Source organism: Pantoea sp. Taur, from assembly GCF_009830025.1.
In the GTDB taxonomy this organism is placed as follows: Bacteria; Pseudomonadota; Gammaproteobacteria; order Enterobacterales; family Enterobacteriaceae; genus Pantoea; species Pantoea communis.
This window is the reverse complement of record NZ_SZZZ01000016.1, coordinates 83,949-106,749: the sequence shown is the minus strand read 5'-3', so window position 1 is coordinate 106,749 and position 22,801 is coordinate 83,949. Positions and strand designations below refer to the sequence as shown.

At 53.9% G+C, this 22,801-nt stretch carries 20 protein-coding genes; 7 read left to right on the top strand and 13 right to left on the bottom strand.

The window, feature by feature from the left end:
• Positions 1-6: 6 nt before the first annotated feature.
• Together glnL and glnA are read right to left on the bottom strand one after the other, a co-directional pair.
• The gene (gene glnL, locus FD744_RS19490; protein WP_034823903.1) at positions 7-1,056 is read right to left on the bottom strand and encodes a nitrogen regulation protein NR(II); all 1,050 of its coding nucleotides are present in this window, start codon (positions 1,054-1,056) and stop codon (positions 7-9) included.
• A gap of 186 nt (positions 1,057-1,242) precedes the next feature.
• Entirely contained in the window at positions 1,243-2,652 is a 1,410-nt protein-coding gene (gene glnA / locus FD744_RS19485; RefSeq protein WP_160869027.1) for a glutamate--ammonia ligase, read from the bottom strand.
• 440 nt (positions 2,653-3,092) lie between these two features.
• On the opposite strand from glnA, the gene typA reads away from it, so the two are divergent.
• From typA to fabY, 5 genes are all read left to right on the top strand, one after another.
• A complete protein-coding gene (typA, locus tag FD744_RS19480) occupies positions 3,093-4,913 on the top strand; it encodes a ribosome-dependent GTPase TypA (protein WP_034823899.1) in 1,821 nt (606 codons plus the stop codon).
• Positions 4,914-5,096: 183 nt separating this feature from the next.
• Positions 5,097-5,693: a glucose-1-phosphatase gene (gene yihX / locus FD744_RS19475; RefSeq protein ID WP_038644008.1), complete on the top strand. Its 597-nt coding sequence runs from the start codon at positions 5,097-5,099 to the stop codon at positions 5,691-5,693.
• Positions 5,694-6,566 (top strand): virulence factor BrkB family protein, encoded by an 873-nt coding sequence (locus FD744_RS19470; protein ID WP_160869026.1) that lies wholly within the window; start codon positions 5,694-5,696, stop codon positions 6,564-6,566.
• The gene (gene dtd / locus FD744_RS19465; RefSeq protein WP_160869025.1) at positions 6,563-7,000 is read left to right on the top strand and encodes a D-aminoacyl-tRNA deacylase; all 438 of its coding nucleotides are present in this window, start codon (positions 6,563-6,565) and stop codon (positions 6,998-7,000) included. Before FD744_RS19470 ends, dtd begins: the two co-directional genes overlap by 4 nt.
• Before the next feature lie 59 nt (positions 7,001-7,059).
• Positions 7,060-8,007 (top strand): fatty acid biosynthesis protein FabY, encoded by a 948-nt coding sequence (gene fabY, locus FD744_RS19460; protein WP_034823865.1) that lies wholly within the window; start codon positions 7,060-7,062, stop codon positions 8,005-8,007.
• 130 nt (positions 8,008-8,137) lie between these two features.
• Here the strand turns inward: fabY and FD744_RS19455 are convergent, their stop codons facing one another.
• From FD744_RS19455 to FD744_RS19445, 3 genes are all read right to left on the bottom strand, one after another.
• On the bottom strand, positions 8,138-9,817 hold the full coding sequence (locus FD744_RS19455; RefSeq protein WP_160869024.1) for an AsmA family protein: 1,680 nt from the start codon (positions 9,815-9,817) through the stop codon (positions 8,138-8,140).
• Positions 9,818-9,939: 122 nt separating this feature from the next.
• Entirely contained in the window at positions 9,940-11,316 is a 1,377-nt protein-coding gene (locus FD744_RS19450; RefSeq protein ID WP_160869023.1) for an NCS2 family protein, read from the bottom strand.
• Positions 11,317-11,408: 92 nt separating this feature from the next.
• Entirely contained in the window at positions 11,409-12,344 is a 936-nt protein-coding gene (locus tag FD744_RS19445; RefSeq protein ID WP_160869022.1) for a zinc-binding alcohol dehydrogenase family protein, read from the bottom strand.
• Positions 12,345-12,414: 70 nt separating this feature from the next.
• Here FD744_RS19445 and FD744_RS19440 point away from each other — a divergent pair, with 70 nt between their 5' ends.
• Positions 12,415-12,891: a MarR family winged helix-turn-helix transcriptional regulator gene (locus tag FD744_RS19440; RefSeq protein ID WP_160869021.1), complete on the top strand. Its 477-nt coding sequence runs from the start codon at positions 12,415-12,417 to the stop codon at positions 12,889-12,891.
• A 47-nt stretch (positions 12,892-12,938) separates the two neighbouring features.
• On the opposite strand, the gene recG is transcribed toward FD744_RS19440, so the two are convergent.
• Genes recG through gmk form a run of 5 tightly spaced genes read right to left on the bottom strand, consistent with a single transcriptional unit; the run spans position 12,939 to position 18,798 of the window.
• Positions 12,939-15,017 (bottom strand): ATP-dependent DNA helicase RecG, encoded by a 2,079-nt coding sequence (gene recG, locus FD744_RS19435; protein WP_160869020.1) that lies wholly within the window; start codon positions 15,015-15,017, stop codon positions 12,939-12,941.
• A complete protein-coding gene (gene trmH, locus FD744_RS19430) occupies positions 15,014-15,709 on the bottom strand; it encodes a tRNA (guanosine(18)-2'-O)-methyltransferase TrmH (protein WP_034823857.1) in 696 nt (231 codons plus the stop codon). Before trmH ends, recG begins: the two co-directional genes overlap by 4 nt.
• Before the next feature lie 3 nt (positions 15,710-15,712).
• The gene (gene spoT, locus FD744_RS19425; protein WP_034823856.1) at positions 15,713-17,821 is read right to left on the bottom strand and encodes a bifunctional GTP diphosphokinase/guanosine-3',5'-bis pyrophosphate 3'-pyrophosphohydrolase; all 2,109 of its coding nucleotides are present in this window, start codon (positions 17,819-17,821) and stop codon (positions 15,713-15,715) included.
• A gap of 20 nt (positions 17,822-17,841) precedes the next feature.
• On the bottom strand, positions 17,842-18,117 hold the full coding sequence (gene rpoZ / locus FD744_RS19420) for a DNA-directed RNA polymerase subunit omega (RefSeq protein WP_034823855.1): 276 nt from the start codon (positions 18,115-18,117) through the stop codon (positions 17,842-17,844).
• A gap of 57 nt (positions 18,118-18,174) precedes the next feature.
• A complete protein-coding gene (gmk, locus tag FD744_RS19415) occupies positions 18,175-18,798 on the bottom strand; it encodes a guanylate kinase (RefSeq protein WP_034823854.1) in 624 nt (207 codons plus the stop codon).
• A 239-nt stretch (positions 18,799-19,037) separates the two neighbouring features.
• On the opposite strand from gmk, the gene ligB reads away from it, so the two are divergent.
• On the top strand, positions 19,038-20,780 hold the full coding sequence (gene ligB / locus FD744_RS19410; protein ID WP_160869019.1) for an NAD-dependent DNA ligase LigB: 1,743 nt from the start codon (positions 19,038-19,040) through the stop codon (positions 20,778-20,780).
• On the opposite strand, the gene FD744_RS19405 is transcribed toward ligB, so the two are convergent.
• The 3 genes from FD744_RS19405 to FD744_RS19395 all read right to left on the bottom strand — a co-directional run bounded on the left by FD744_RS19405 (position 20,721) and on the right by FD744_RS19395 (position 22,647).
• Complete coding sequence (locus tag FD744_RS19405; RefSeq protein ID WP_058960141.1) at positions 20,721-21,338, bottom strand: trimeric intracellular cation channel family protein; 618 nt, start codon at positions 21,336-21,338, stop codon at positions 20,721-20,723. The two genes, ligB and FD744_RS19405, sit on opposite strands and share 60 nt — an antisense overlap.
• 323 nt (positions 21,339-21,661) lie before the next feature.
• Positions 21,662-22,306: an oligosaccharide flippase family protein gene (locus tag FD744_RS19400; protein WP_038649777.1), complete on the bottom strand. Its 645-nt coding sequence runs from the start codon at positions 22,304-22,306 to the stop codon at positions 21,662-21,664.
• 74 nt (positions 22,307-22,380) lie between these two features.
• On the bottom strand, positions 22,381-22,647 hold the full coding sequence (locus tag FD744_RS19395; RefSeq protein WP_034823852.1) for a hypothetical protein: 267 nt from the start codon (positions 22,645-22,647) through the stop codon (positions 22,381-22,383).
• Positions 22,648-22,801: the final 154 nt, after the last annotated feature.

The window sequence follows — 22,801 nt, the reverse complement described above, 5'->3', positions numbered from 1 at the left end:
GAAACCTCACTGGCGAATAGGCAGGTAAACCGAGAATTCGGTATGTCCTGGCCAACTGTTAAATTCTATTTTTCCTGAATGCTGATCGATCAGGCTGCGGGCGATGGAGAGACCTAAACCGGTGCCTCCTTCACGACCACTCACCATCGGATAGAACAGCGTGTCCTGTAGCTGAGCAGGAATCCCAGGGCCATCATCTTCAATATCAATACGTGCCACCAGGCGATAACGGGTGCCGTGCAGCGTCAGCTGGAACGCGGTACGGGTGCGGATCACGATAGTGCCACCTTCGTCACCCAGCGCCTGCAACGCATTACGCACTACGTTGAGTAGCACCTGCTCAATCTGATCGGGATCGTGTGGCAGCTCGGGCAGGCTCGGGTCGTAATCACGCACCAGCGAGACATTGTCCGGCAGCTCCATCGAGACCAGATTCACCACGCGCTCCGCCACCTGATGAATGCTTTGTGTGACGTGCATACCGGGCTGTTGGGGCCCCAGTAAACGATCAACCAGATTACGCAGGCGGTCCGCCTGTTCGATAATAATCCGGGTATATTCATGCAGCGAAGGATCGGGCAGAGCACGCGTTAATAACTGCGCGGCGCCGCGTAAACCTCCGAGCGGGTTTTTAATTTCATGCGCCAGTCCGCGCACTAAATCACGTGCGGCGACCTGCTGAGCATGTTGCAGCTGTTCCTGGCTGAGACGGCGTTGATTATCCATCGGCGCCATTTCAAGCAGGATAAGACCATCGGGTAGACGCTGTGCGGTCAGCGACATAATGTGCGCGCGGCCATCGACCACTAACGTCACTTCGCTGTCGGTAAAGCCCTGGCCTGCTCCAAGACTCTCGCTCATCACCTCAATATTCAGCGAAAAATAGCCGGTTAATTCCGGTAATGGCGTGCCGAACAATTTGCGTGAGCTTTGCGCCAGTAATTGCTGCGCCGCCGGGTTGGCGTAATGGATAACCAGATCGTTATCGACCAGCAAAATACTGTTGATTAGAGAGTTAAGAATCTGCCCCGCGTCGGGCAGTGTGCCAGTTGCCATACAGCGTTCCTCTGCACTAATTTAGTGCATTATAGCCTTTTGGGACTGAAAACTATCATTTGAACGATGAATTCGCGGTGAAAAAAGCCCATCCGGAGATGGGCTAAAGTTTCCACGGCAACAAAAAAACGTTCAGGTTATTTACGCCGCCAATCAGCGGCGTGAAATGCGCTGAAATTTTTTAAATTAAACGCTGTAGTACAGTTCGAACTCAACTGGGTGCGGAGTCATGCGCACGCGGTCAACTTCTGGCTTACGCAGTTCGATATACGCGTCGATAGCGTCATCAGTGAACACGCCGCCACGGGTCAGGAACTCGCGGTCTTCGTTCAGTGCGTTCAGTGCTTCTTCCAGAGAACCTGCAACTTTTGGAATCTCAGCTTCTTCTTCCGGTGGCAGGTCATACAGGTTTTTGTCCATCGCATCGCCAGGGTGGATCTTGTTGATAACACCATCAAGACCCGCCATCAGCAGCGCGGTGAAGGCCAGGTACGGGTTAGCCGCTGGATCCGGGAAGCGTGCTTCGATACGACGTGCTTTCGGGCTGGCAACCACTGGGATACGGATTGAAGCTGAACGGTTACGTGCTGAGTAAGCCAGCATAACAGGTGCTTCGTAACCCGGGACCAGACGCTTGTAAGAGTTGGTGGTTGGGTTAGCCAGGGCGTTGATCGCTTTAGCGTGCTTGATGATACCGCCGATGTAGAACAGAGCAGTTTCAGACAGGCCGCCGTACTTGTCGCCAGAGAACAGGTTCACGCCGCCTTTTGACAGGGACATGTGGCAGTGCATACCAGAACCGTTATCGCCGAACATTGGCTTAGGCATGAAGGTTGCAGTTTTGCCGTACGCGTGAGCAACGTTGTGCACCACGTATTTGTAGATCTGAATTTCGTCAGCTTTTTTGGTCATGGTGTTGAAGCGGGTAGCCACTTCGTTCTGACCAGCAGTAGCAACTTCGTGGTGGTGAGCTTCAACCACCAGGCCCATCTGCTCCATGGTCAGACACATAGCAGAACGGATGTCCTGAGATGAATCGACTGGTGGAACCGGGAAGTAACCGCCTTTCAGACATGGACGGTGACCTTTGTTACCGCCTTCGTATTCTTTACCGGTGTTCCATGCCGCTTCGATATCATCGATAGCCACGTGTGAACCTGAAGTAGAAGAACCGAAACGAATGTCATCGAACAGGAAGAACTCTGGCTCTGGTCCAAACAGCACGGTATCCGCGATGCCTGAAGAACGCAGGAACTCTTCTGCACGTTTAGCAATGGAGCGTGGGTCACGGTCGTAGCCCTGCAGCGTGCCTGGCTCGAGGATGTCACAACGGATGATCAGCGTTGGATCTTCGAAGAAAGGATCCATAACTGCAGTGGTCGCATCCGGCATCAGCACCATGTCTGATTCGTTAATGCCTTTCCAGCCACCGATGGATGAGCCATCGAACATTTTGCCTTCTTCGAAGAAGTCAGCGTTAACCTGGTGAGCAGGGATAGTAACGTGCTGTTCTTTACCTTTGGTATCGGTAAAACGCAGGTCAACAAACTTAACTTCGTGCTCGTTCATCATCGAGAGGACGTGTTCAGCGGACATACTTAAACTCTCCTGGAAATGGTCATAATCGTCATGGTGAGAGAACTTCGTTGCCTGGAATGTGTCACGCTTACTGACCACCCCTAACCAAGATCTCGGCAAGCTCTTTTCAACCGTTGTATAACTGTCGTTTTCGCTTGAAAGATATAAAGCGAATTCTGTGCCAACTTTATTACAATGGTAAAAATGGCGCTGTGACGCGCTCTTTCGTGAGTCGGTCACTGCACCAGTATGGATGATGCGCACTAATTTGGTGCTTAATAGATCAATTATCGCATCAAAAAGGTGCAAAACCCCATCACAGTGCAGATTAATGCACCGTTATTGGTGCTAAAAAACAGCACTAAGATAAACTTTAAGGGAATACTGTGATCATGTTCAGTCTTTCGCTTAATCCGTGTACAATACCGCGTTATTTCTATAATGCCTGAGGCAAAGCTGTGATCGAAAATTTGCGTAACATCGCCATCATCGCGCACGTTGACCATGGTAAGACCACCCTGGTTGACAAGCTGTTACAACAGTCCGGTACTTTTGATGCTCGTACCGAAGCGACTGAGCGCGTAATGGACTCCAACGATTTGGAGAAAGAGCGTGGGATTACCATCCTCGCAAAAAACACCGCCATCAAATGGAACGACTACCGTATCAACATCGTTGATACCCCAGGACACGCCGACTTCGGTGGTGAAGTGGAACGTGTTATGTCCATGGTGGATTCGGTGCTGCTGGTTGTAGATGCGATGGATGGCCCTATGCCGCAAACCCGCTTCGTAACCAAAAAAGCCTTTGCTCATGGTTTGAAGCCGATTGTAGTCATCAACAAAGTTGACCGTCCGGGCGCGCGTCCTGATTGGGTTGTTGATCAGGTGTTTGACCTGTTCGTTAACCTCGACGCGACTGACGAGCAGCTGGACTTCCCTATCATTTATGCGTCAGCGCTGAATGGTATCGCCGGTCTGGATCACAACGACATGGCAGACGACATGACCCCGCTGTATCAGGCGATTGTGGATCGTGTTTCTCCACCACAGGTTGAAGTTGAAGCCCCACTGCAGATGCAGATCTCGCAGCTGGACTACAACAACTACCTGGGCGTTATCGGCATTGGCCGCATCAAGCGCGGTAAAATCAAGCCGAACCAGCAAGTCACTATCATTGATAGCGAAGGCAAAACCCGTAACGGTAAAGTCGGTAAAGTACTGGGCCACCTGGGTCTGGAACGTATCGAGAGCGCCGAGGCTGAAGCAGGCGATATCATCGCTGTAACCGGTCTGGGCGAGCTGAACATCTCTGACACCATCTGCGACACGCAGAAGGTTGAAGCGCTGCCAGCCCTGAGCGTTGATGAGCCAACCGTAACCATGTTCTTTAACGTCAACACTTCACCTTTCTGCGGTAAAGAAGGTAAGTATGTGACTTCGCGCCAGATCCTGGAGCGTCTGAACAAAGAGCTGGTGCACAACGTGGCACTGCGTGTTGAAGAAACCGAAGATTCAGACGCATTCCGTGTGTCTGGTCGTGGTGAGCTGCACTTGTCTGTTCTGATCGAGAACATGCGTCGTGAAGGTTTCGAACTGGCGGTATCCCGTCCGAAAGTTATCTTCCGCGAATTCGAAGGCCGTAAACAAGAGCCATTCGAAAACGTGACCCTCGACATCGAAGAAACCCACCAGGGTTCTGTGATGCAGGCGATGGGTGAGCGTAAAGGCGATCTGAAAAATATGGATCCAGATGGCAAAGGCCGTGTACGTCTCGACTACATGATCCCAAGCCGCGGCCTGATCGGCTTCCGTAACGAATTCATGACCATGACTTCAGGTACTGGCCTGCTGTACTCCACCTTCAGCCACTACGACGATGTGCGTCCAGGCGAAGTGGGCCAGCGTCAGAACGGTGTACTGATCTCTAACGGCCAGGGTAAAGCAGTCGCATTCGCACTGTTCAGCCTGCAGGATCGCGGTAAGCTGTTCCTGGGTCACGGTGCTGAAGTTTATGAAGGCCAGATCATCGGTATTCACAGCCGTTCTAACGACCTGACAGTTAACTGCCTGACCGGTAAGAAACTGACTAACATGCGTGCGTCAGGTACTGACGAAGCGACCACTCTGGTTCCACCGCAGAAAATGACGCTGGAGCAGGCTATCGAGTTCATCGATGATGACGAACTGGTAGAAGTGACTCCGCAGTCAGTCCGTATTCGTAAACGTCACCTGACCGAGAACGACCGTAAGCGTGCGTCTCGCGGCGGTAAAGAGTAAGCGAAACAGTCTGATATTTAAGCCCCGCATCGCGGGGCTTTTTTGTGCCTGCAACCCGCTGCAACGCTCGCTTTGTGAAAGTTGTCCCCGATTCCAGAACGCTTATTTCCCCCTCATCGTACCTGTTCAGTCATGCTTTTTGCCGCTAAAGTGAATGATCCAGGGAATAGAAGGAGAGGCGTCATGCTGTACATCTTTGATTTAGGCAATGTGATTGTTGATATCGATTTTAATCGCGTGCTCGGCGTCTGGAGTGACCTGGGACGTGTGCCGCTGGCGACCTTACAAAGTCGCTTCCAGATGGATGAGGCGTTCGAGAAACACGAACGTGGTGAGATCAGCGATCCCGAGTTTGCGGCGCGTATCTGTGATCAACTGGATATCGCCTTAAGCTATCCGCAATTCACCGCGGGCTGGCAGGCGGTGTTTGTCGGGGTGCGTCCGGAAACGCTGGCGATCATGAACACACTGCGCGCCAACGGTGAGCGCGTGGTAATCCTGTCCAACACCAATCAGTTGCACTTTGAGTTCTGGCCAACGCAGTATCCGGAAGTGCAACAGGCCGCCGATCACGTCTATATGTCGCAAGACATAGGCATGCGTAAGCCAGAAGCGCGTATCTATCAATATGTGCTTGAGCACGAAGGCTATACCGCCGATCAAGCGGTGTTCTTTGATGATAATCGCGCCAACATTGATGCCGCGCGCGCGCTAGGTATAGAGAGCGTGCTGGTGGAAGACGCGAAAACCGTGCCGGACTGGTTCGCGAGCCGTCGCTGAGTGGTAACACGTAACCATTTGCGTCACTCGGCACACGCGTTTTTCCTGTGGGTTAAACTGCTCTGGCGCCGTGTTGATGAAGACAACATGACGACGCAGGCCGGGAATCTGGCCTACGTCTCATTGCTGGCTTTGGTGCCGCTGATCGCCGTGGTGTTTGCGCTTTTTGCTGCTTTCCCGATGTTTTCGGAGATCAGCGTCCAGCTTAAGCATTTCATCTTCAGCAACTTTATGCCGGCAGCCGGTGACGTTATCCAGCGCTATCTCGACCAGTTTGTGGCCAACGTCAATAAAATGACAGCGGTCGGGATTGTCGGATTGATCGTGACTGCGCTGTTGCTAATGCACTCGGTAGACAGCGCACTCAACACGATCTGGCGCAGTACTAAACCACGACCAATGGTTTACTCCTTTGCCGTCTACTGGATGATCCTGACGCTGGGCCCGATACTGGCTGGTGCCAGTCTGGCCATCAGCTCTTACTTGTTATCGCTGCGCTGGGTCAACGTCACTGGCGTGACCAGCCTTATCGATCAGGTATTACGCATCTTTCCTCTGGTACTCGCCATCCTCGCGTTCTGGTTGCTCTACAGCATCGTCCCAACGCGCCGTGTGCCAACGCGTGATGCACTGGTCGGCGCGATTGTCGCCGGGCTGCTGTTTGAGCTGGGCAAAAAAGGGTTTGCGCTCTATGTTACGATGTTCCCTTCGTATCAATTAATTTACGGCGTACTGGCAGTCATCCCGATTCTGTTTTTATGGGTTTACTGGACCTGGTGTATTGTGTTGTTAGGCGCGGAAATCACCGTCACCCTGGATGACTATCGCCAGCTAAAACAGCAGGAACGCGAAAAAGAACGAGAGGAAACATGATTGCTTTGATTCAGCGCGTCAGTCGCGCCAGCGTCGTGGTGGATGACGCTACGGTGGGTGAGATTGACGCCGGTTTGCTGGTGTTGTTAGGGGTGGAAAAGGGCGATGACGAACAAAAGGCCCAGCGGTTGTCTGAACGTGTGCTGGGTTATCGCATCTTCGGTGATGAGAACGACAAAATGAACCTGAACGTACAGCAGGCCGGTGGCAGCGTGCTGGTGGTTTCGCAATTCACTCTTGCCGCCGACACCAACAAAGGCATGCGTCCCTCATTCTCAGGTGGTGCCGAACCGGCGGAAGCCGAACGTCTCTATTACCATTTCAGCGATTGTTGCCGGGCACAGGGTGTGACCACGGCGAACGGTCGTTTTGCTGCCAACATGCAGGTTTCACTGGTGAATGATGGTCCAGTGACCTTCTGGTTGCAGGTGTGAGGTTTTCAGCCGAGCGGCCAGGGATCAGCCACGCAAGCTCCGAACGAGAGAATCACTTTATGTATCATCTTCGTGTGCCGCAAACGGCGGAAGAACTGGATACTTATTATCAGTTCCGCTGGGAAATGTTACGTAAGCCGCTGCGTCAGCCGCAGGGCTCTGAACGTGATGCCTGGGATGCGCTGGCGCATCATCAGATGGTGGTCGATGAGCAGGGCGATCCTGTTGCGGTTGGCCGTCTCTATATCAACGCGGAAAACGAAGCCGCTATCCGCTTCCTGGCCGTACACCCTTCGGTGCAGGGCAAAGGATTAGGGACGCTGGTGGCGATGACGCTGGAATCCGTTGCGCGTCAGGAGGGGGCGAAGCGCGTGACCTGTAGCGCGCGTGAAGACGCCGTGGAGTTCTTCGCCAAGCTGGGCTATGTCAATCAGGGAGAAATCACCGCGCCACAAACCACGCCGGTGCGCCATTTCCTGATGATCAAACCGGTGGTGACACTGGATGACATTCTGCACCGCGCTGACTGGTGTGGTCAGTTGCAGCAGGCCTGGTACGAGCATATTCCGCTCAGTGAGAAAATGGGCGTGCGCATTCTGCAATATACCGGGCAGAAGTTCGTTACTACCATGCCAGAAACCGGCAACCAGAACCCGCACCACACATTATTCGCTGGTAGTTTGTTCTCACTGGCTACGCTCACAGGCTGGGGGCTGATTTGGCTATTACTGCGCGAGCGGCATCTCGGCGGCACTATCATCCTTGCCGATGCTCATATTCGTTACAGTAAGCCCATTAGTGGGCGTCCGGGTGCGATTGCCGACCTGGGATCACTGAGTGGCGACCTTGACCGTCTGGCGCGTGGTCGTAAAGCACGCGTGCAGATGGAAGTGGAACTGTTTGGTGATGATGAGCTGGGTGCGGTGTTTGAAGGGGTATATATCGTACTGCCAGCCGATGCAGAGGGTGCATTAGAAGAGGGTGGCTCGGGTGCACGCATTAATTAATGCGTGCAGATTACGTTGTAGCCATCTTCAACCTTAATCGGTAGCAGCGCGAAGAATGGCGCATCGGTGAGCGACAGGGTGTCGCTACTGATACGCGGCATTCCTCGCATCGCTACCGTTTGCTGAAAATCTATTGAACCTGACCCGCATGCATCGTCTGCTGCACCGATTGTGTATCGGTGGTCACGGACACATTACCCTCAACACTTTGGCGCAATGGCGCGGCAGCACTCAATGAACCTTTCACCTGTAGCAAAAGATTACTGTTGCCGCTAAGAGGCAACGCAGGCCAGCCCCAGTTCTGCAACACATTGGCTGGCACCGCCTGACCTTTGAGATTCAGCGTCAATGGACGCTGTGCATCCTGGCCAATACTCGCCGTCCCTTCCAGCAAACCGTTACCGTTGAAGGCGCTCATTTCCGTCACCTGAATCTGCTGATCGTTAGCATTAAAGGCAATGGAGGGATGGCGCAGATCGGTGCGATTAAACGTTGCTTCCGCCGCGTTAAAGCTCGCTTTACCGCCCCAGATTCCCCACTGATGCTGGCGTGCCAGTAGCAGGTTATCGGCGTTACCATCCAGCGCGGTCATCTGGAATGGGAAAGCAGGGTTGATGTCGATCACCAGATTACGATTGGCCGTAGCGTGTGTCACCAGCACGCTATCCAGCCATGATGGCAATGCTTGCTGCCAGCGGTCGCGCCAGTTCTGCGGTAAGGTATATTCCAGCCCGGCAATGGCTAAATCATTCAGCGTCAGGCGTTTATCGCTGCGCGTCCAGTTGCCGCTGGCACGGATCACGCCATTGGCCCAACGTGAACTGAACTGGGCCGATTCAATGCCCTGCGCCGAGAAGTTGGCATTAACAATCGGATCGTTCAGCTCAAAGCCACCATTAATGAAGTTACCGGCATTCATCGACAGTGAGCCATCATCGCTTTGCCAGTCATCTCCACGCAGCGTGATGTTCTTCAGGGTTAAATCGAGGTCGGTGACAGCCCAATCGGGCCCTTGCAGTCGGGCATCGGTCATATCCAGGCGATTGATGCTCACTGACGGCACGTCGCGCAGAGGATTGAGGAAATCACTCAGATTTTGATGGGTCTGCAGGCGGATATCGTTAAGACGTAGCTGATCAATCTTCCAGTTACCCTGCGCGTCGCGCTCGGCGTTGCCGGTCATCGAACCACGCGCGAGATCGGCCCCAATATTGCTGAATATCATGCGGTGCTGCTTCACACTTCCCTGCAGCAGCACATTGTTGCCCGGAACACCATTCAGCGTCAGCTTGCCTGCGCTCATCTGGAACTGTGCATCGCTGCCCAGCATATCCGTCGGGGTCGGTTTCCACGGGATAATTCCGCCATTAACCCGTTCAGCGATCATCGGCAGCATGCTGTGCGGGCTATCAATGCGCACGTTGTTCAGTTGCAGGCGATTGGCCTGGATAGGCAGCGTGGTATCGGGCGTCTGATTCGCGAGGTTAATCTCGCCATCACGCACGTCGATGCTATCAAAATGCAGCCAGTAACTGAATTGCACCAGCGCCAGTCCAAGATCGACGCGCTTGGCCACCAACACCGCTGGCTGACCATCGTGCCCAAAGCTGAAATCATCCAGCATGATGTGCGAGGGAGAAGAGAAGTTGTGCTCTATCTTGCTGAGGGAAAGATGCCAGGCGGTCTTATCACTTACCCAACGGCTAAACCAACCTGCGCCCCACTGTGTCTGTAGCAAGACATACAGGACAACCAGCCCCAGCAGAATCAGCAGCAGTAAGGTAAGGAAAAACTTGCCTAAAAATTTCATCGCATCCATCCATCCCGATATTTATCCGGTAAGAGGTTGTTATGCCTGAATTACCGTTACAGCTCAACAGCCTGGATGTAAAAGCGGATAAATAACAGGCAGGCCGTAGCCTGCCTTAAGGGTTACTTTTCCTGTGGAAAGACGAGGTTAAGCACGATTGCGGTGATACCACCGGCAGCAATGCCTGAGGAAAGCAGGGTTTTCAGCCAGTCCGGGGCGAATTGCAGAATCAGCGGTTGCTGTGAAACACCCAGGCCAACGGCCAGCGACAGTGCGATGATCATAATGGCGCGACGGTTCAGCGGCTCGCGCGAAACGATGCGTACACCCGATGCCGCAATCGTGCCAAACATCACGATGGTGGCACCACCCAGCACTGGCTCAGGAATGTGCTGCACAAAACCACTCACCGCCGGGAACAGGCCAAGCACGATCAGCATCAGTGCCACGACAAAGCCCACATAACGGCTGGCAACGCCGGTCAATTGGATCACGCCATTGTTCTGCCCAAAGCAGGAGTTCGGAAACGTATTGAACAATGCGGATACAAATGAGTTGAGGCCATTAGCCAGCACGCCGCCTTTTAAGCGCTTCATATACAGTGGGCCGCTCACCGGTTGCTCTGACACATCCGAGGTGGCAGTGATATCGCCGATGGTTTCCAGCGAGGTCACCATAAACACCAGCATCAACGGGATCAGCAGGTTCCAGTCAAAACCGAGACCGTAATAAAGCGGTGTCGGTACCGCCACCAGCGGTTGATCGGTGGGCGCGCTGGTGGCAGGTAGCATATCCAGCGCCCATGCCAACGCATAACCGACCGCCATCGCGATCACCAGTGAAGCCACACGCAGGTAGGGATTGCGCTGACGGTTGAGCAGGATAATCACCACCAATACCGCGCCAGCCAGCAGCAGGTTCTTTGGTGTGCCGAAAGTGTGATCGCTCATCGCCGCGAAGCCACCGCCAATCGAGGTCAGGCCGACCTGAATCAGTGACAGGCCAATAATCATCACCACAATGCCGGAAACCAGCGGGGTAATAATACGACGCGCCAGATGCAGAACGCGTGACAGCACCATTTCGGTACAGGACGCCACCATCAACGTACCGAACAGCTCGGCCATCATGGTCGGGACATCGGCACCGCCATTTTTCAGCGCCATGCCACCCATAATCAGCGGTGTCACAAAGTTAAAGCTGGTGCCCTGAATGGAGAGCAAACCAGAACCTACTGGCCCCCAGGTTTTGATTTGCAGGATCGAAGCCACACCCGATGCAAATAGCGACATGCTGATAATGTGCTGCGTATCCTGAGCCGGTAAGCCCAGCGCCTGGCAGATCAACAGTGCAGGGGTAATCACAGCAACGAACATCGCCAGCAGATGCTGACAGGCAGCAAACAGCGTTTGTGGCAACGGTGGACGATCTTCGAGGCGGTAAATCAGTTCACTCTTTGGACGGGCTGACTGATGAGATTCAGCGGTATTGACGGACATGGTGCGCGTTCTCAATGACAACAAAGGGGCGATTTTAAACGGTTGCGTTGTGAAAGCAATCGTTTGCAATGCCCCTTTTCACTTGCATTGATTTAAAGCGTAAACACGGTACGGCTGCGGCTATCATCTTCCTGCCATGCCTGAGCCACTTCACTCAACGGGCGCATCTGGAAAGCGACCGAAAAATCACTCTCCGCCGCGGCGTTCAACATTTCGCTGATGCAGGCGATCAGATCCGCATCGGATACGCTGCCCAGACCGCTGCCCATTAATGTCAGACCGGATGAGCGCAACAGCTTGCTGTGCAGAGTAATCTCCTGGCCACTCAGCGAGCCGATTTGCACGAAGCGCACCGATTTCTCTCCACCCGCGACAGCCGCCTGCATGATATCAAGTGCACTCTGGCCCCACAGGTAATCCAGCACGATATCGATACCTTCTTTCATCAGTGCGGGCAGTGCGCCGGGCAACTCATCCAGCGTCAGGGTGATGTCCGCGCCCTGGGCACGCAGTTGATCGAGCACTTCACGATTGCGTCCAGTGGCGATGATTTTGCCTGCGCCGAGGTGTCGTGCAATGCGCACCGCTAATCCACCTGAAGTGCCGGTGGCGCCATTGATCAGCACCGTTTCACCCGGCTGCAACTGCGCCCGGCGCGTCAATGCTGCCCAGGAGGACATGCCCGGATTGGCGATGGCGGCTGCCAGCACCGGATCGAGTGAGGCGGGCAGAGGCACAATGGCAGTGGCTGGAACCAGGGTTCTTTCCGCCATGCTGCCCCAGGGCGCATCAAAGGCGAGAAAATAGACCGGATCGCCGTTGCTGAGTGTACCGGTGCCGTCAATGCCGGTGATAAAAGGATAATGTGTGGTGGCGCTGTAGTGTTTGCCAGAAGCGCGTGCTTTCGCCAGTTGACTGACGGCAGCCGCTTTAACGCTAACTATCACATGCTGTTCATCGGCTTGTGGTTCGGGAAAATCACCGTAAACCGGCTGTTCACCCGCTGCGGAAACGATAGCTGCTTTCATGCATTCTCCTTCAGATAATCGGAATATATGTGTAATATGCACACATTAGTTCTGCCTCGGGATAACGTCAATGAAAAGTGTGCAAAATACACATAATAGTGCAGAGTTCGACGATCTGCATAATGCGTTGCTGATGATTGTGGGTACTTTTAATCGCCCGCAACGTGATGAATTACTAATAAAAGAGTCCAATATTCAACTCGATCGTGCGCTATTTCCGCTGCTGATTCAGATTGGCCGCTTTGGACCGATTGGCGTGGTGGAACTGGCAGAGCGCGCCGGACGCGATTACACCACCGTGAGCCGTCAGGTGGCGAAACTGGAAGAGCTGGGGTTAGCGCAACGACAGAAAAATGCCAAAGACAAACGCGTAAACGAAGCGGTCATTACCGCCACTGGCAAAGCAATGACGGATAAAATCGATGCCGCACGGGCGCAGATTTATCAGCATCTGTTTGAGAACTGGCAGGATAGCGAGCGCACCGAGCTGGCGCGTCTGTTGCAGAAATTTGCCGGGGATTTTATGGCGATCGATCGTAGTGAGTAAGGGCGGGCATCGTGTTGGCTCTTTAACACGCCGTCTTTTGCCCATTTTTAAGCGTTGCTGTAGCGCTCGGTCTCTGGCAGCCAGCGTTCAATCAACGCCTGCGCCTGTTCTGGATAGTGCTGGTGGATATGGCGTGCCACGCGTTGCACTTCCGGGATCATGCCCTGATCGCGCAGTAAGTCTGCAACCTTAAACTCCGCATTACCGGTCTGGCGCGTACCAAGTAATTCACCGGGACCGCGAATTTCCAGGTCGTGCTGAGCGATGACGAAGCCATCGTTGCTGTCGCGCAGTACCTGCAAACGCTTCTGCGCGGTTTTGCTGAGCGGCGCTTTGTACAGCAGCACGCAATGCGAGGCGACTGCGCCACGGCCCACGCGACCGCGCAGCTGATGCAGCTGAGCCAGGCCCAAACGTTCCGGGTTTTCGATGATCATCAGGCTGGCGTTGGGCACGTCTACCCCGACTTCAATCACCGTTGTCGCGACCAGTAACTGAATCTCGTTGGCTTTGAAGGCCGCCATGACCGCCTGTTTTTCTGCCGGTTTCATGCGGCCGTGCACCAGCCCAACCTGCAAGCCAGGCAGCGCGAGTTTCAACTCTTCCCAGGTGGCTTCCGCCGCTTGTGCTTCCAGTACATCTGACTCTTCAATCAGCGTACAGACCCAGTAAGCCTGGCGACCTTCATGGCAGGCGTTTTTCACCCGCTCAATAATATCGCCGCGGCGACTGTCAGGAATGGCCACTGTGGTGACCGGTGTGCGGCCAGGCGGTAATTCGTCGATGGTGGAGGTGTCGAGGTCGGCATAGGCGGTCATCGCCAGGGTACGCGGAATCGGCGTGGCGGTCATGATCAGCTGATGCGGATGGAAACCCTGCTCTTCACCTTTTTCCCATAGCGCAAGACGTTGATGCACGCCGAAGCGATGTTGCTCATCAATGATCACCAGCGCCATGCCGTTGAATTTGACCTGCTCCTGGAACAGCGCATGCGTGCCGACCACCATCGCTACCTGTCCGCTGGCAATCGCTTCCTGCTGGGCTTCACGTGCTTTGCCTTTTTGCTTGCCAGCCAGCCAACCCACTTCAATGCCCAGCGGCGCAAACCACTGGCGGAAATTGTTGGCATGCTGCTCGGCCAGCAGCTCGGTCGGCGCCATCAGCGCCACCTGTTTGCCATGCGCAATGACATTCAGCGCCGCCAGCGCCGCGACCAGCGTTTTGCCCGATCCCACATCGCCCTGCACCAGACGCATCATTGGGAAGTCGTTGGCTAAATCGCGCTCGATCTCCTCAACCACGCGTTTTTGCGCGCCGGTGGGTGAGAAGGGCAGCGCGGCCAGTAATTGATCCACCAGATTGTGCTTAGCAGGCATCGGCAACGCATGATGACGTTGAGCGCCGGCGCGAACCGCCAGCATGCTGAGGTTGTGCGCCAGCAGTTCTTCAAGGATTAAGCGCTTTTGTGCGGGATGGCGACCGGTTTCCAGCTCGCTCAGACGTAAATCGGGCGGCGGACGATGCAGCGTGCGCAGGGCATCCGGCAAACTCATCAAGCCACCGCTCAGTTCTGACGGCAGCAACTCGGCAATCGGGCAGCTTTCCAGCAACGTCAGCGCTTGATCGGTGAGATTGCGCAGCGTGGCCTGACGAATGCCTTCAGTGGTGGGATAGACCGGTGTCAGGGTTTCCTGTAGCTCGACGCCGCCCTGTTCGCCCTGCACGCGATACTCGGGATGAATAATTTCAGCACCGCGCTGACCACGTTTAATTTCGCCATAAGCGGTGACGCGGCGGCCTGGCGCCAGACTGTTTTTCATCCCGGCATTGAAATTGAAGAAGCGCATGGTCAGCACGCCGCTGCCATCACTGATCTGGCACACCAGCATACGGCGGCGGCCAAAGGTGATCTCACTGTGCAGCACTTCACCTTCCACCGTGGACCAGACGCCCGGCAGCAGGTCATTAATCTTGTAGAGTTGGGTGCGATCTTCGTAGCGCAGCGGCAGATGCAGCAGCAAATCCTGAATAGTGAACAGGCTGAGTTTAGCCAGTTTTCCCGCCTGACTGGCGCCGACGCCGGTCAGGGTACTGAGCGGTATGGCATCCAGCAGACGGCCTTTCATTTTTTACCTGTGGATTGCATGGTGGCCCACCAGTCGGCATCGGCTTCCACCTCGCCCTGGGCGTTGATATGCGGATAAGGCAGACCTTTTTGCTTCGCCACGCGTGCAAGCACCGGATAACCGCCTTCAAACAGCAAACGCTGCTGTTCATCGGCATCAAGCAAGCTGTGCTGACGTTTGTACATGCCGGCGTTCTGCCGTTGACGCTGCGCTTCATACAGAATCAGCGCGGAGGCGACGGACACGTTGAGCGACTGCACCATGCCCACCATCGGCACAATGATGTCTTGATCGGCGAGCGCCAGCGCTTCAGCGGTGATGCCGGTTTTTTCCTGCCCCATCAGAATGCAGGTCGGTTTGGTGTAATCGATCTCGCGAAAATCCACTGCATTGGCCGACAGATTGGTCGCCAGTACCTGCATCCCCTGATCTTTCAAGTGACGCACGGCTTCTGCGATATGACGATGCGTCTGCACTTTCACCCAACTGTTGCTGCCCGCTGAAGCAGACACCATGGTGCGCATGCGCACGCTAGGCCAGACGGCGTGCACTTCATGGATGCCGACCGCGTCAGCAGTACGAATCACCGCCGAGACATTATGCGGCTTATGGACCTGCTCCATGCACACGGTGAGATCGTGCTGGCGCATGGCCAGCATTTCCTGGATACGAGCAAAACGTTGAGCGTTCATGCACTAATTACGGTTACGGTGAACTTTAATCACATCCGGCATTACGCGGATTTTACGCATAATATTGGCCAGATGGACGCGGTCGTTCGCGGTGAGACGGATAAAGGCGCTGTAAACACGGCCGTCGCGCTCTTCCGTGTTAAGACTTTGGATGTTGGATCCCGCTGTGTTGATAGCCGCCGTCAGGTTCGCCAGTGCGCCCTGATGGTTGAACATATCCACCTTAATTTCCGCGACAAACTCCTGGTCGATAACCTTGTCCCACTCAACCGGCATGAACTTCTCGGGCTCTTTCTGATAGCCACGGATGTTACGACAGGATTCGTGATGCACCACCAGACCTTTACCCGGGCTGACGTGCGCGACAATCGGATCGCCAGGAATCGGACGACAGCACTTGGCAAAGGTAATCAATACGCCATCAGCACCTTTGATCGGCAGCTTTTTGCGTTTGCTGTTGCTTTGCGGCTGCTCAGCACCCGACTGCAGCAGGTTTTTCGCCACGACCACGCTCATGGCGTTGCCAAGGCCGATCTCCGCCAGCAAATCGTCAATGCTGGTCAGCTTCATGCGCTCCAGCTCGTGCTGAATATTTTCCGGCGGGATCTCTGCCAGCTTCTTGCTGCCGCCGAGCGCATGACTCAACAGACGACGGCCAAGGTTAACGGAGTCTTCGCGTTTCAGGTTTTTCAGCAGCTGACGAATCTTGGCGCGCGCTTTTGAACTCACCACAAAGTTAAGCCACGCCGCATTCGGACGTGCGCCAGGCGCGGTGATAATTTCAATAGTTTGGCCGCTGGTTAGCGATTGCGACAGCGGATAAGGCTGGCGATCGACGCGGGCGCCCACACAGGCATGGCCAATATCGGTGTGCACGGCGTAAGCGAAGTCTACCGGCGTGGCGCCAGCAGGCAGTTCGACGATGCGTCCTTCCGGCGTGAAGACGTAGATCTCATCCGGGAAGAGATCGGATTTCACGCTCTCGATAAATTCAAACGAGCTACCGGCGCTTTGTTGCAGCTCCAGCAGGCTTTGCAGCCAGCGCTGGGCGCGAATCTGTGCGGTCGTGCCGCTTTCACCGGCCTCTTTATAAGCCCAGTGTGCCGCTACCCCCATCTCCGCCATCTGATCCATATCTTCGGTACGGATTTGCACTTCAACGGGCACGCCGTGCGGGCCAATCATTGATGTATGCAGTGATTGATAGCCGTTGGCCTTGGGAATAGCGATGTAATCTTTGACGCGTCCAGGACGCGGTTTGTACAGACTGTGCATCTGACCGAGCACGCGATAACAGGTATCCAGGTCTTTCACGATAACGCGAAAGGCATAAATATCCATGATCGAGTGGAATCGCTGCTCTTTCAGGTGCATTTTGCGGTAGATCGAATAAAGATGCTTCTCGCGGCCACTGACACGGCAGGGAATGCCTGCTTCCTGTAAGCGCCCGTCGATTTCAGAAAGGATCTTCTGAATCATCTCTTTACGATTACCGCGTGCCGCTTTCACCACCTCTTTGATCACGCGGAAACGATTTGGATAGAGGGCTTCAAAGCCGAGTTCTTCCAACTCTGTTTTCAGGTGATGAATACCAAGTCGGTGCGCCAGAGGACTGTAAATCTCCAGCGTTTCCAGTGCGATACGACGTTTCTTATCCGGTCGCAACGCACCGAGCGTGCGCATGTTGTGCGTGCGGTCAGCCAGCTTGATCAGAATGACGCGGATATCCTGCACCATCGCCATGATCATTTTGCGGAAGTTTTCAGCCTGCGCTTCTTTCTTGTCGCGGAACTTCAGCTTGTCGAGTTTCGACACGCCTTCCACCAGTTCGGCCACGCTTTTGCCAAACAGCTGTTCCATATCCTGGTAAGTGGCGGGTGTATCTTCGATCACGTCATGCAGCAGCGCTGCCATCAGCGTTTCATGGTCGAGTTTCATCTCGGCCAGAATGCAGGCAACGGCAACAGGGTGGGTGATGTAAGGTTCACCGCTGGAGCGTGTCTGACCCTCGTGGGCATCACGCGCGACGAGATAAGCTTGCTTGAGGCGCTTGATTTGCTCCTCAGGCAAGTATTTTTCAATCAGTTGATTGAGGCTTTCAAACAGATACAAGGTTGACCTGCGAAGTGCTGTTAACGACGACCTTCAGCGATAGCGGTAACGGCTTGTAACTCAGCGGCTTCCTGCTCTTGCTGCTCCTGACGATCACGCACATCCAGAATCTGGGTAGTGATCAGGCCTTCTTCGATTTCGCGCAGGGCGATAACGGTGGCTTTATCGTTCTCTTCCGGAACCAGCGGATCTTTACCGCCTACCTGCATCTGACGTGCACGACGTGCAGCGACCAACACCAGGTCAAAACGGTTACCAATTTTCTCTACTGCGTCCTGAACGGTTACGCGTGCCATAGGTGTGCTACTCCACAGATGATGAAGAAATGACTGGGCATAATACTGAAAGTGACTTCAGACTGCCAATAGTTTGCTGATTAAAGCATCATGTCGCGATTTTTGGCGACTCATACGCAGACGTTCTGCGCGAATAATGTGTTTCAGGTCGGTCAGTGCCAGGTCGAAATCATCATTCACGATCAGATAATCGTATTCAGCGTAGTGACTCATTTCCGCCACGGCCTGGGCCATACGGCGGGCGATAACCTCTTCGCTATCCTGACCACGGCCACGCAGGCGACGATCTAACTCTTCAGTCGACGGCGGCAGCACAAAAATGCTGCGTGCGGCAGGCATTTTCTGACGAATTTGCTGAGCACCTTGCCAGTCGATATCCAGAAATACATCGACACCGGTCGCCAGCACGCGCTCAATCGCGGCGCGTGAGGTACCGTAATAATTGCCAAACACTTCCGCATGTTCGAGGAAGTCTTCAGCGGCAATCATGGTCTCAAATTCAGGCTTGGAGACAAAGAAATAGTGTTCACCATGAACTTCACCGGGACGCACGCCGCGAGTGGTATGGGAAACAGACACCTGCGTATCGTATAGCGGCTGTGTCTTCAATAAAGCCTGAATCAGACTGGATTTACCCGCGCCACTGGGGGCGGAAACAATATAAAGCGTGCCTTGAGCCATGGTTATCTTGAATTGAGTAAAGAGCGGAGTCGATTTCCTGCACAGTATACACGGCTTAACGGTGCCACGCAGCGTTTGCCGTTGGGCTAAGGTAATTCTTTTTCTGTGAACCCGCGCCAGATAACGCGGTAAGCCGCTGCAAACGGCTTAAAAAACCGTGAATACGTTTGCTCTTTATCGCCTTCAGCACTGGTCATTGCCCTCATCGCACTCTCCAATAGACAAAAAGGAGAGCAACGATGAAAGGATGGTGGTGGTTGTGTTGCTGGTTTTTCACCGCGGCTTGCGGGGCTGAAGCGCTGTGCCCTAACTGGTCACCGGTGCGCGCCGAACAAGAGATGGTTCATTTACGTAGCCAGCTACGGCACTGGGATGATGCCTACTATCGCAAGGGCACGAATCTGGTTAGCGATGGGGATTATGACAGCCTGCAGCAACGCTTACTGCATTGGCAGCGCTGCTTCGCGCCGGATCAACGGGCTTATCAAGCGCAGCCCACAACGAACGGTAGCACCCGACACCCGGTGGCACACACAGGGGTACGGAAACTGCGTGACAAGTTGGCGGTGGCTTACTGGATGCAGGATAAATCGCCACTGTGGATACAGCCGAAAGTCGATGGCGTGGCGGTAACGCTGGTGTATCGACGCGGGCAATTGGTTTCCCTGGTGAGTCGCGGCGATGGCTTGCGTGGCGAAGAGTGGATAACCAAAGCCCGCCATATTCCGGCGATTCCACCGCAGATTGAAACCGATCGTGAAGAGGTGGTGCTGCAAGGCGAGCTGTTTTTGCTTATGACCGATCATCAGCAAGCACGTGACGGAGGGCGAAATGCCAGAGCGCAGGTGGCGGGTGCGATGATGCGTCATGAAGCTTCTCCGCTGCTGGCAGATTTCGGCATTTTTATCTGGGCATGGCCCGATGGTCCCATCCAGATGCCCGCTCGACTGGCGCAGTTATCACGCTGGGGATTCGGTCTGGCGCAGGACTGGAGCCGCCCAATCGAGAACGAAGAGGAGGCGGAGGTGTGGCGCGATCGCTGGTTCCGTGCATCTTTGCCGTTCGTCACCGATGGCGTCGTGATCCATCAATCACCCGTCGGTGCCGGGCGGGACTGGCAGCCTGGTCAGGGGCATTGGTCCGCCGCGTGGAAATATCAGCCGGTTGAAGTCAGCAGTGAAGTGCTGTCCGTGGATTTCAACGTTGGGCGCACGGGGAAAATTGCCGTGGTGCTGAACCTCACTCCCGTTCAGCTGGATGATAAAACCGTGCGCAGAGTGAATCTTGGATCGCTGCGGCGATGGCGGGAGCTGGATGTCATCGCAGGTGATCAAGTGATAGTCACGTTAGCCGGTCAGGGTATTCCTCGCTTAGAGCGAGTCATTTGGCGGGTGAGAGGGCGAGATTATCCTTTAACACCACAGCAGGGCGAATTTAATCCGCTGTCTTGTTTGCACTTCAACCAGGATTGCCGGCTGCAGTTCTTATCACGCCTCACCTGGCTCAGTCAGAAATCGGTGCTGAACATCCCTGGCGTGCAACGTAGTAGCTGGCAGCGGTTACTGAACAGTGGCGCCATCACCCATCTTTTCTCCTGGCTGACGTTAACGCCAGAAGAGATCGCGCAGGACAGCGGGATGTCCTCTGCGCGGGCACAAGAGATTTGGCAACGTTTCCAACAGACACGTCAGCAACCCTTTCGGCGCTGGGTGAGCGCATTAGGTCTACCGCTTCCCCGAACCGCGTTGCAGGCCTTAGCGGATAACGACTGGACAGCGTTGCTGGCTCGCTCGGCAGATGAGTGGCAGCAGCTACCCGGCATCGGGCGCACACTGGCAGAGCGGATTGTTAGCATGCTGCAGGATGAGGAATTACAGCAACTGATCCGCTTTTTACAGCAGCAGGAAATTCCTGCTGCACCTTTAATGTTCGGGGTGGGGATAGTTGAAGATCGGCAGACCAAGGCGGAAGCGCAGCGCTAATAAACGGCCAATGAAGCCGGCCAGCAGCGTAATGATCACCACGGCTTCATGGGGAAGCGGCGTTTTGAGCAGCAGAATGTAGATCCAACCTGCGGCAAATGCGATACCGGCATAGAGCTCTTTTTGGAACACCAGCGGGATGCGATTGCAGAACATATCACGCAGCACGCCACCAAAAACCCCCGTGATCACGGCGGCAATAGCGGCAATGATCGAGGCATGACCAGAATCCAGCGCGACCTGCGCGCCAATAATGGAGAACACCACCAGGCCAAGCGCATCCAGTACCAGAAACACTTTACGCAGATGATTCATTAAAGGGGCAACAAAAGTGGTCACCACCGCAGCGGCGGCCACGATCATGATGTACTCCGGGTTTTTAACCCAACTCAACGGATAATGCCCGAGCAGGATGTCACGCACCGAGCCGCCTCCGATTGCAGTGACGGACGCAATGATGATGACGCCAAACAGATCCATTTTGCGGCGACCAGCGGCCAGCGCACCGGTCATGGCTTCGGCGGTGATGCCAATAATGTAGAGAACGGTTAATAACATAGAGCACTCCATAAGATCGGCGGCCAGCCTAAAGATTTCCTCAGCTATCGACCACTGAGTATTTCTAAAGCAGACGTCATCGGATTAGCTGTTTTGATGCCGCTCATGCTAACAGGCTTAACCCGCTTGATAAATCAGGAGTGTGTTACGCATTCGCATTAAAAAATGTGATGTGATCCGTGTGATCGTGCAGGTCCGAGGGGTAAGAGGACGGGTGAAGAAGAGATGTTAAACGTATCAAAAAAAGAAAAAAGCGTGCTGGCGACCAGCACGCGAACGCATCTTCTCAGATGCCCAGAGCCCACCATACAGACTTGTTTTTATTATCCGTTTCTTGCTCGCACGTTAGCGAAACTTTTCAGGCTAAAACGGTATTCTGGCTGGAACCAGGAACGACCGTAGTAGCAGTAGACCAGCATTCTGATGGATACCATGGCCAGGTAGCCCCATATAGCGCACAACACTGAAGGGGTCAGCCATACGGTAAACAGTGTGACACCCAGACCAACCAGCACCGATGAGGTTTCTGTGAAGGCGATACGCGAGAATTGTTTCTCACGCTGTAATATGGCGCGATAATGTTGCCCTTGTGGAATAATGATGAAAATCACCGAAATCATTTCCAGCATAATCGCCATTTCCGGTTGATTCATGATTCGGCTATATAAATCACTACCAATAAACAGCACGGCGAATATCATCATGCCACTTAATACATTTCCCCAGTAGAGAATGGAAAGTTCGCTGTTATTAAGATTTATATTTCTGATGACGGAATTACCAAACCCACGGTCGGCAAGCGTATCAATAATCAATAACATCACAATGGCAATCGCGAGTAAATCTAACTCGTTTGCCTGAAGTATTTGTGCCAGAAGTGAAAGTTGTAAAACACCAATGCCGACGATTTTTATGGATGACAAAATTGACCATTTGGCGCTGGCCAAACTTTTTTCTCTTATCGCCATGTTCTGCTCGTTATGGTACATGTACCAATGCAATTAAGGGTTCACCCGGGCGCCTGCCCAGAGTACAGATCACATCAATGCAGCGTGTCCTGACGCAGCCCTGAAATGCCTTTCAGAGTTTGCCACGTAAAGATGCATTCAATTAAATGATGTTCTGAATTTAAAGAGATGCCCCTGGCGCGTAAATATTTCATTGTCTCAGCGGTATCTCCTCCTGTTCGGAGGAAATCCGCAAGATCATTATAAAATCCCTTTGAATTATTATATTCCCCGGCCAGTATCCTACTGGCAATCTCAACAAATTCTTTTTCAGACAACAAAGGATAGGTTGAGCGATCCATGTTATTTCCCTGCTGTTGTTATTATCGGGTATTGCTGTGTGTGAATGAGTTATACCGTGTTTTAATTAAATTAACACCATAAGAAAACTCCTATAAATGAACTTCAGAAATAAATGGTTTCAGACTTTGCATCAGAATAGATAAGGAGACGGAT

Excerpts from the sequence above, each read along its gene's own strand:
- FD744_RS19440 (WP_160869021.1), top strand. The coding sequence starts at position 12,415 with ATGAAAAGTGTGCAAAATACACATAATAGTGCAGAGTTCGACGATCTG.
- gmk (WP_034823854.1), bottom strand. The coding sequence starts at position 18,798 with ATGGCTCAAGGCACGCTTTATATTGTTTCCGCCCCCAGTGGCGCGGGT.
- rpoZ (WP_034823855.1), bottom strand. The coding sequence starts at position 18,117 with ATGGCACGCGTAACCGTTCAGGACGCAGTAGAGAAAATTGGTAACCGT.
- trmH (WP_034823857.1), bottom strand. The coding sequence starts at position 15,709 with ATGAACGCTCAACGTTTTGCTCGTATCCAGGAAATGCTGGCCATGCGC.
- ligB (WP_160869019.1), top strand. The coding sequence starts at position 19,038 with ATGAAAGGATGGTGGTGGTTGTGTTGCTGGTTTTTCACCGCGGCTTGC.
- fabY (WP_034823865.1), top strand. The coding sequence starts at position 7,060 with ATGTATCATCTTCGTGTGCCGCAAACGGCGGAAGAACTGGATACTTAT.
- FD744_RS19445 (WP_160869022.1), bottom strand. The coding sequence starts at position 12,344 with ATGAAAGCAGCTATCGTTTCCGCAGCGGGTGAACAGCCGGTTTACGGT.
- glnL (WP_034823903.1), bottom strand. The coding sequence starts at position 1,056 with ATGGCAACTGGCACACTGCCCGACGCGGGGCAGATTCTTAACTCTCTA.
- FD744_RS19400 (WP_038649777.1), bottom strand. The coding sequence starts at position 22,306 with ATGGCGATAAGAGAAAAAAGTTTGGCCAGCGCCAAATGGTCAATTTTG.
- glnA (WP_160869027.1), bottom strand. The coding sequence starts at position 2,652 with ATGTCCGCTGAACACGTCCTCTCGATGATGAACGAGCACGAAGTTAAG.
- dtd (WP_160869025.1), top strand. The coding sequence starts at position 6,563 with ATGATTGCTTTGATTCAGCGCGTCAGTCGCGCCAGCGTCGTGGTGGAT.
- FD744_RS19395 (WP_034823852.1), bottom strand. The coding sequence starts at position 22,647 with ATGGATCGCTCAACCTATCCTTTGTTGTCTGAAAAAGAATTTGTTGAG.
- recG (WP_160869020.1), bottom strand. The coding sequence starts at position 15,017 with ATGAAAGGCCGTCTGCTGGATGCCATACCGCTCAGTACCCTGACCGGC.
- FD744_RS19450 (WP_160869023.1), bottom strand. The coding sequence starts at position 11,316 with ATGTCCGTCAATACCGCTGAATCTCATCAGTCAGCCCGTCCAAAGAGT.
- yihX (WP_038644008.1), top strand. The coding sequence starts at position 5,097 with ATGCTGTACATCTTTGATTTAGGCAATGTGATTGTTGATATCGATTTT.
- FD744_RS19455 (WP_160869024.1), bottom strand. The coding sequence starts at position 9,817 with ATGAAATTTTTAGGCAAGTTTTTCCTTACCTTACTGCTGCTGATTCTG.
- FD744_RS19405 (WP_058960141.1), bottom strand. The coding sequence starts at position 21,338 with ATGTTATTAACCGTTCTCTACATTATTGGCATCACCGCCGAAGCCATG.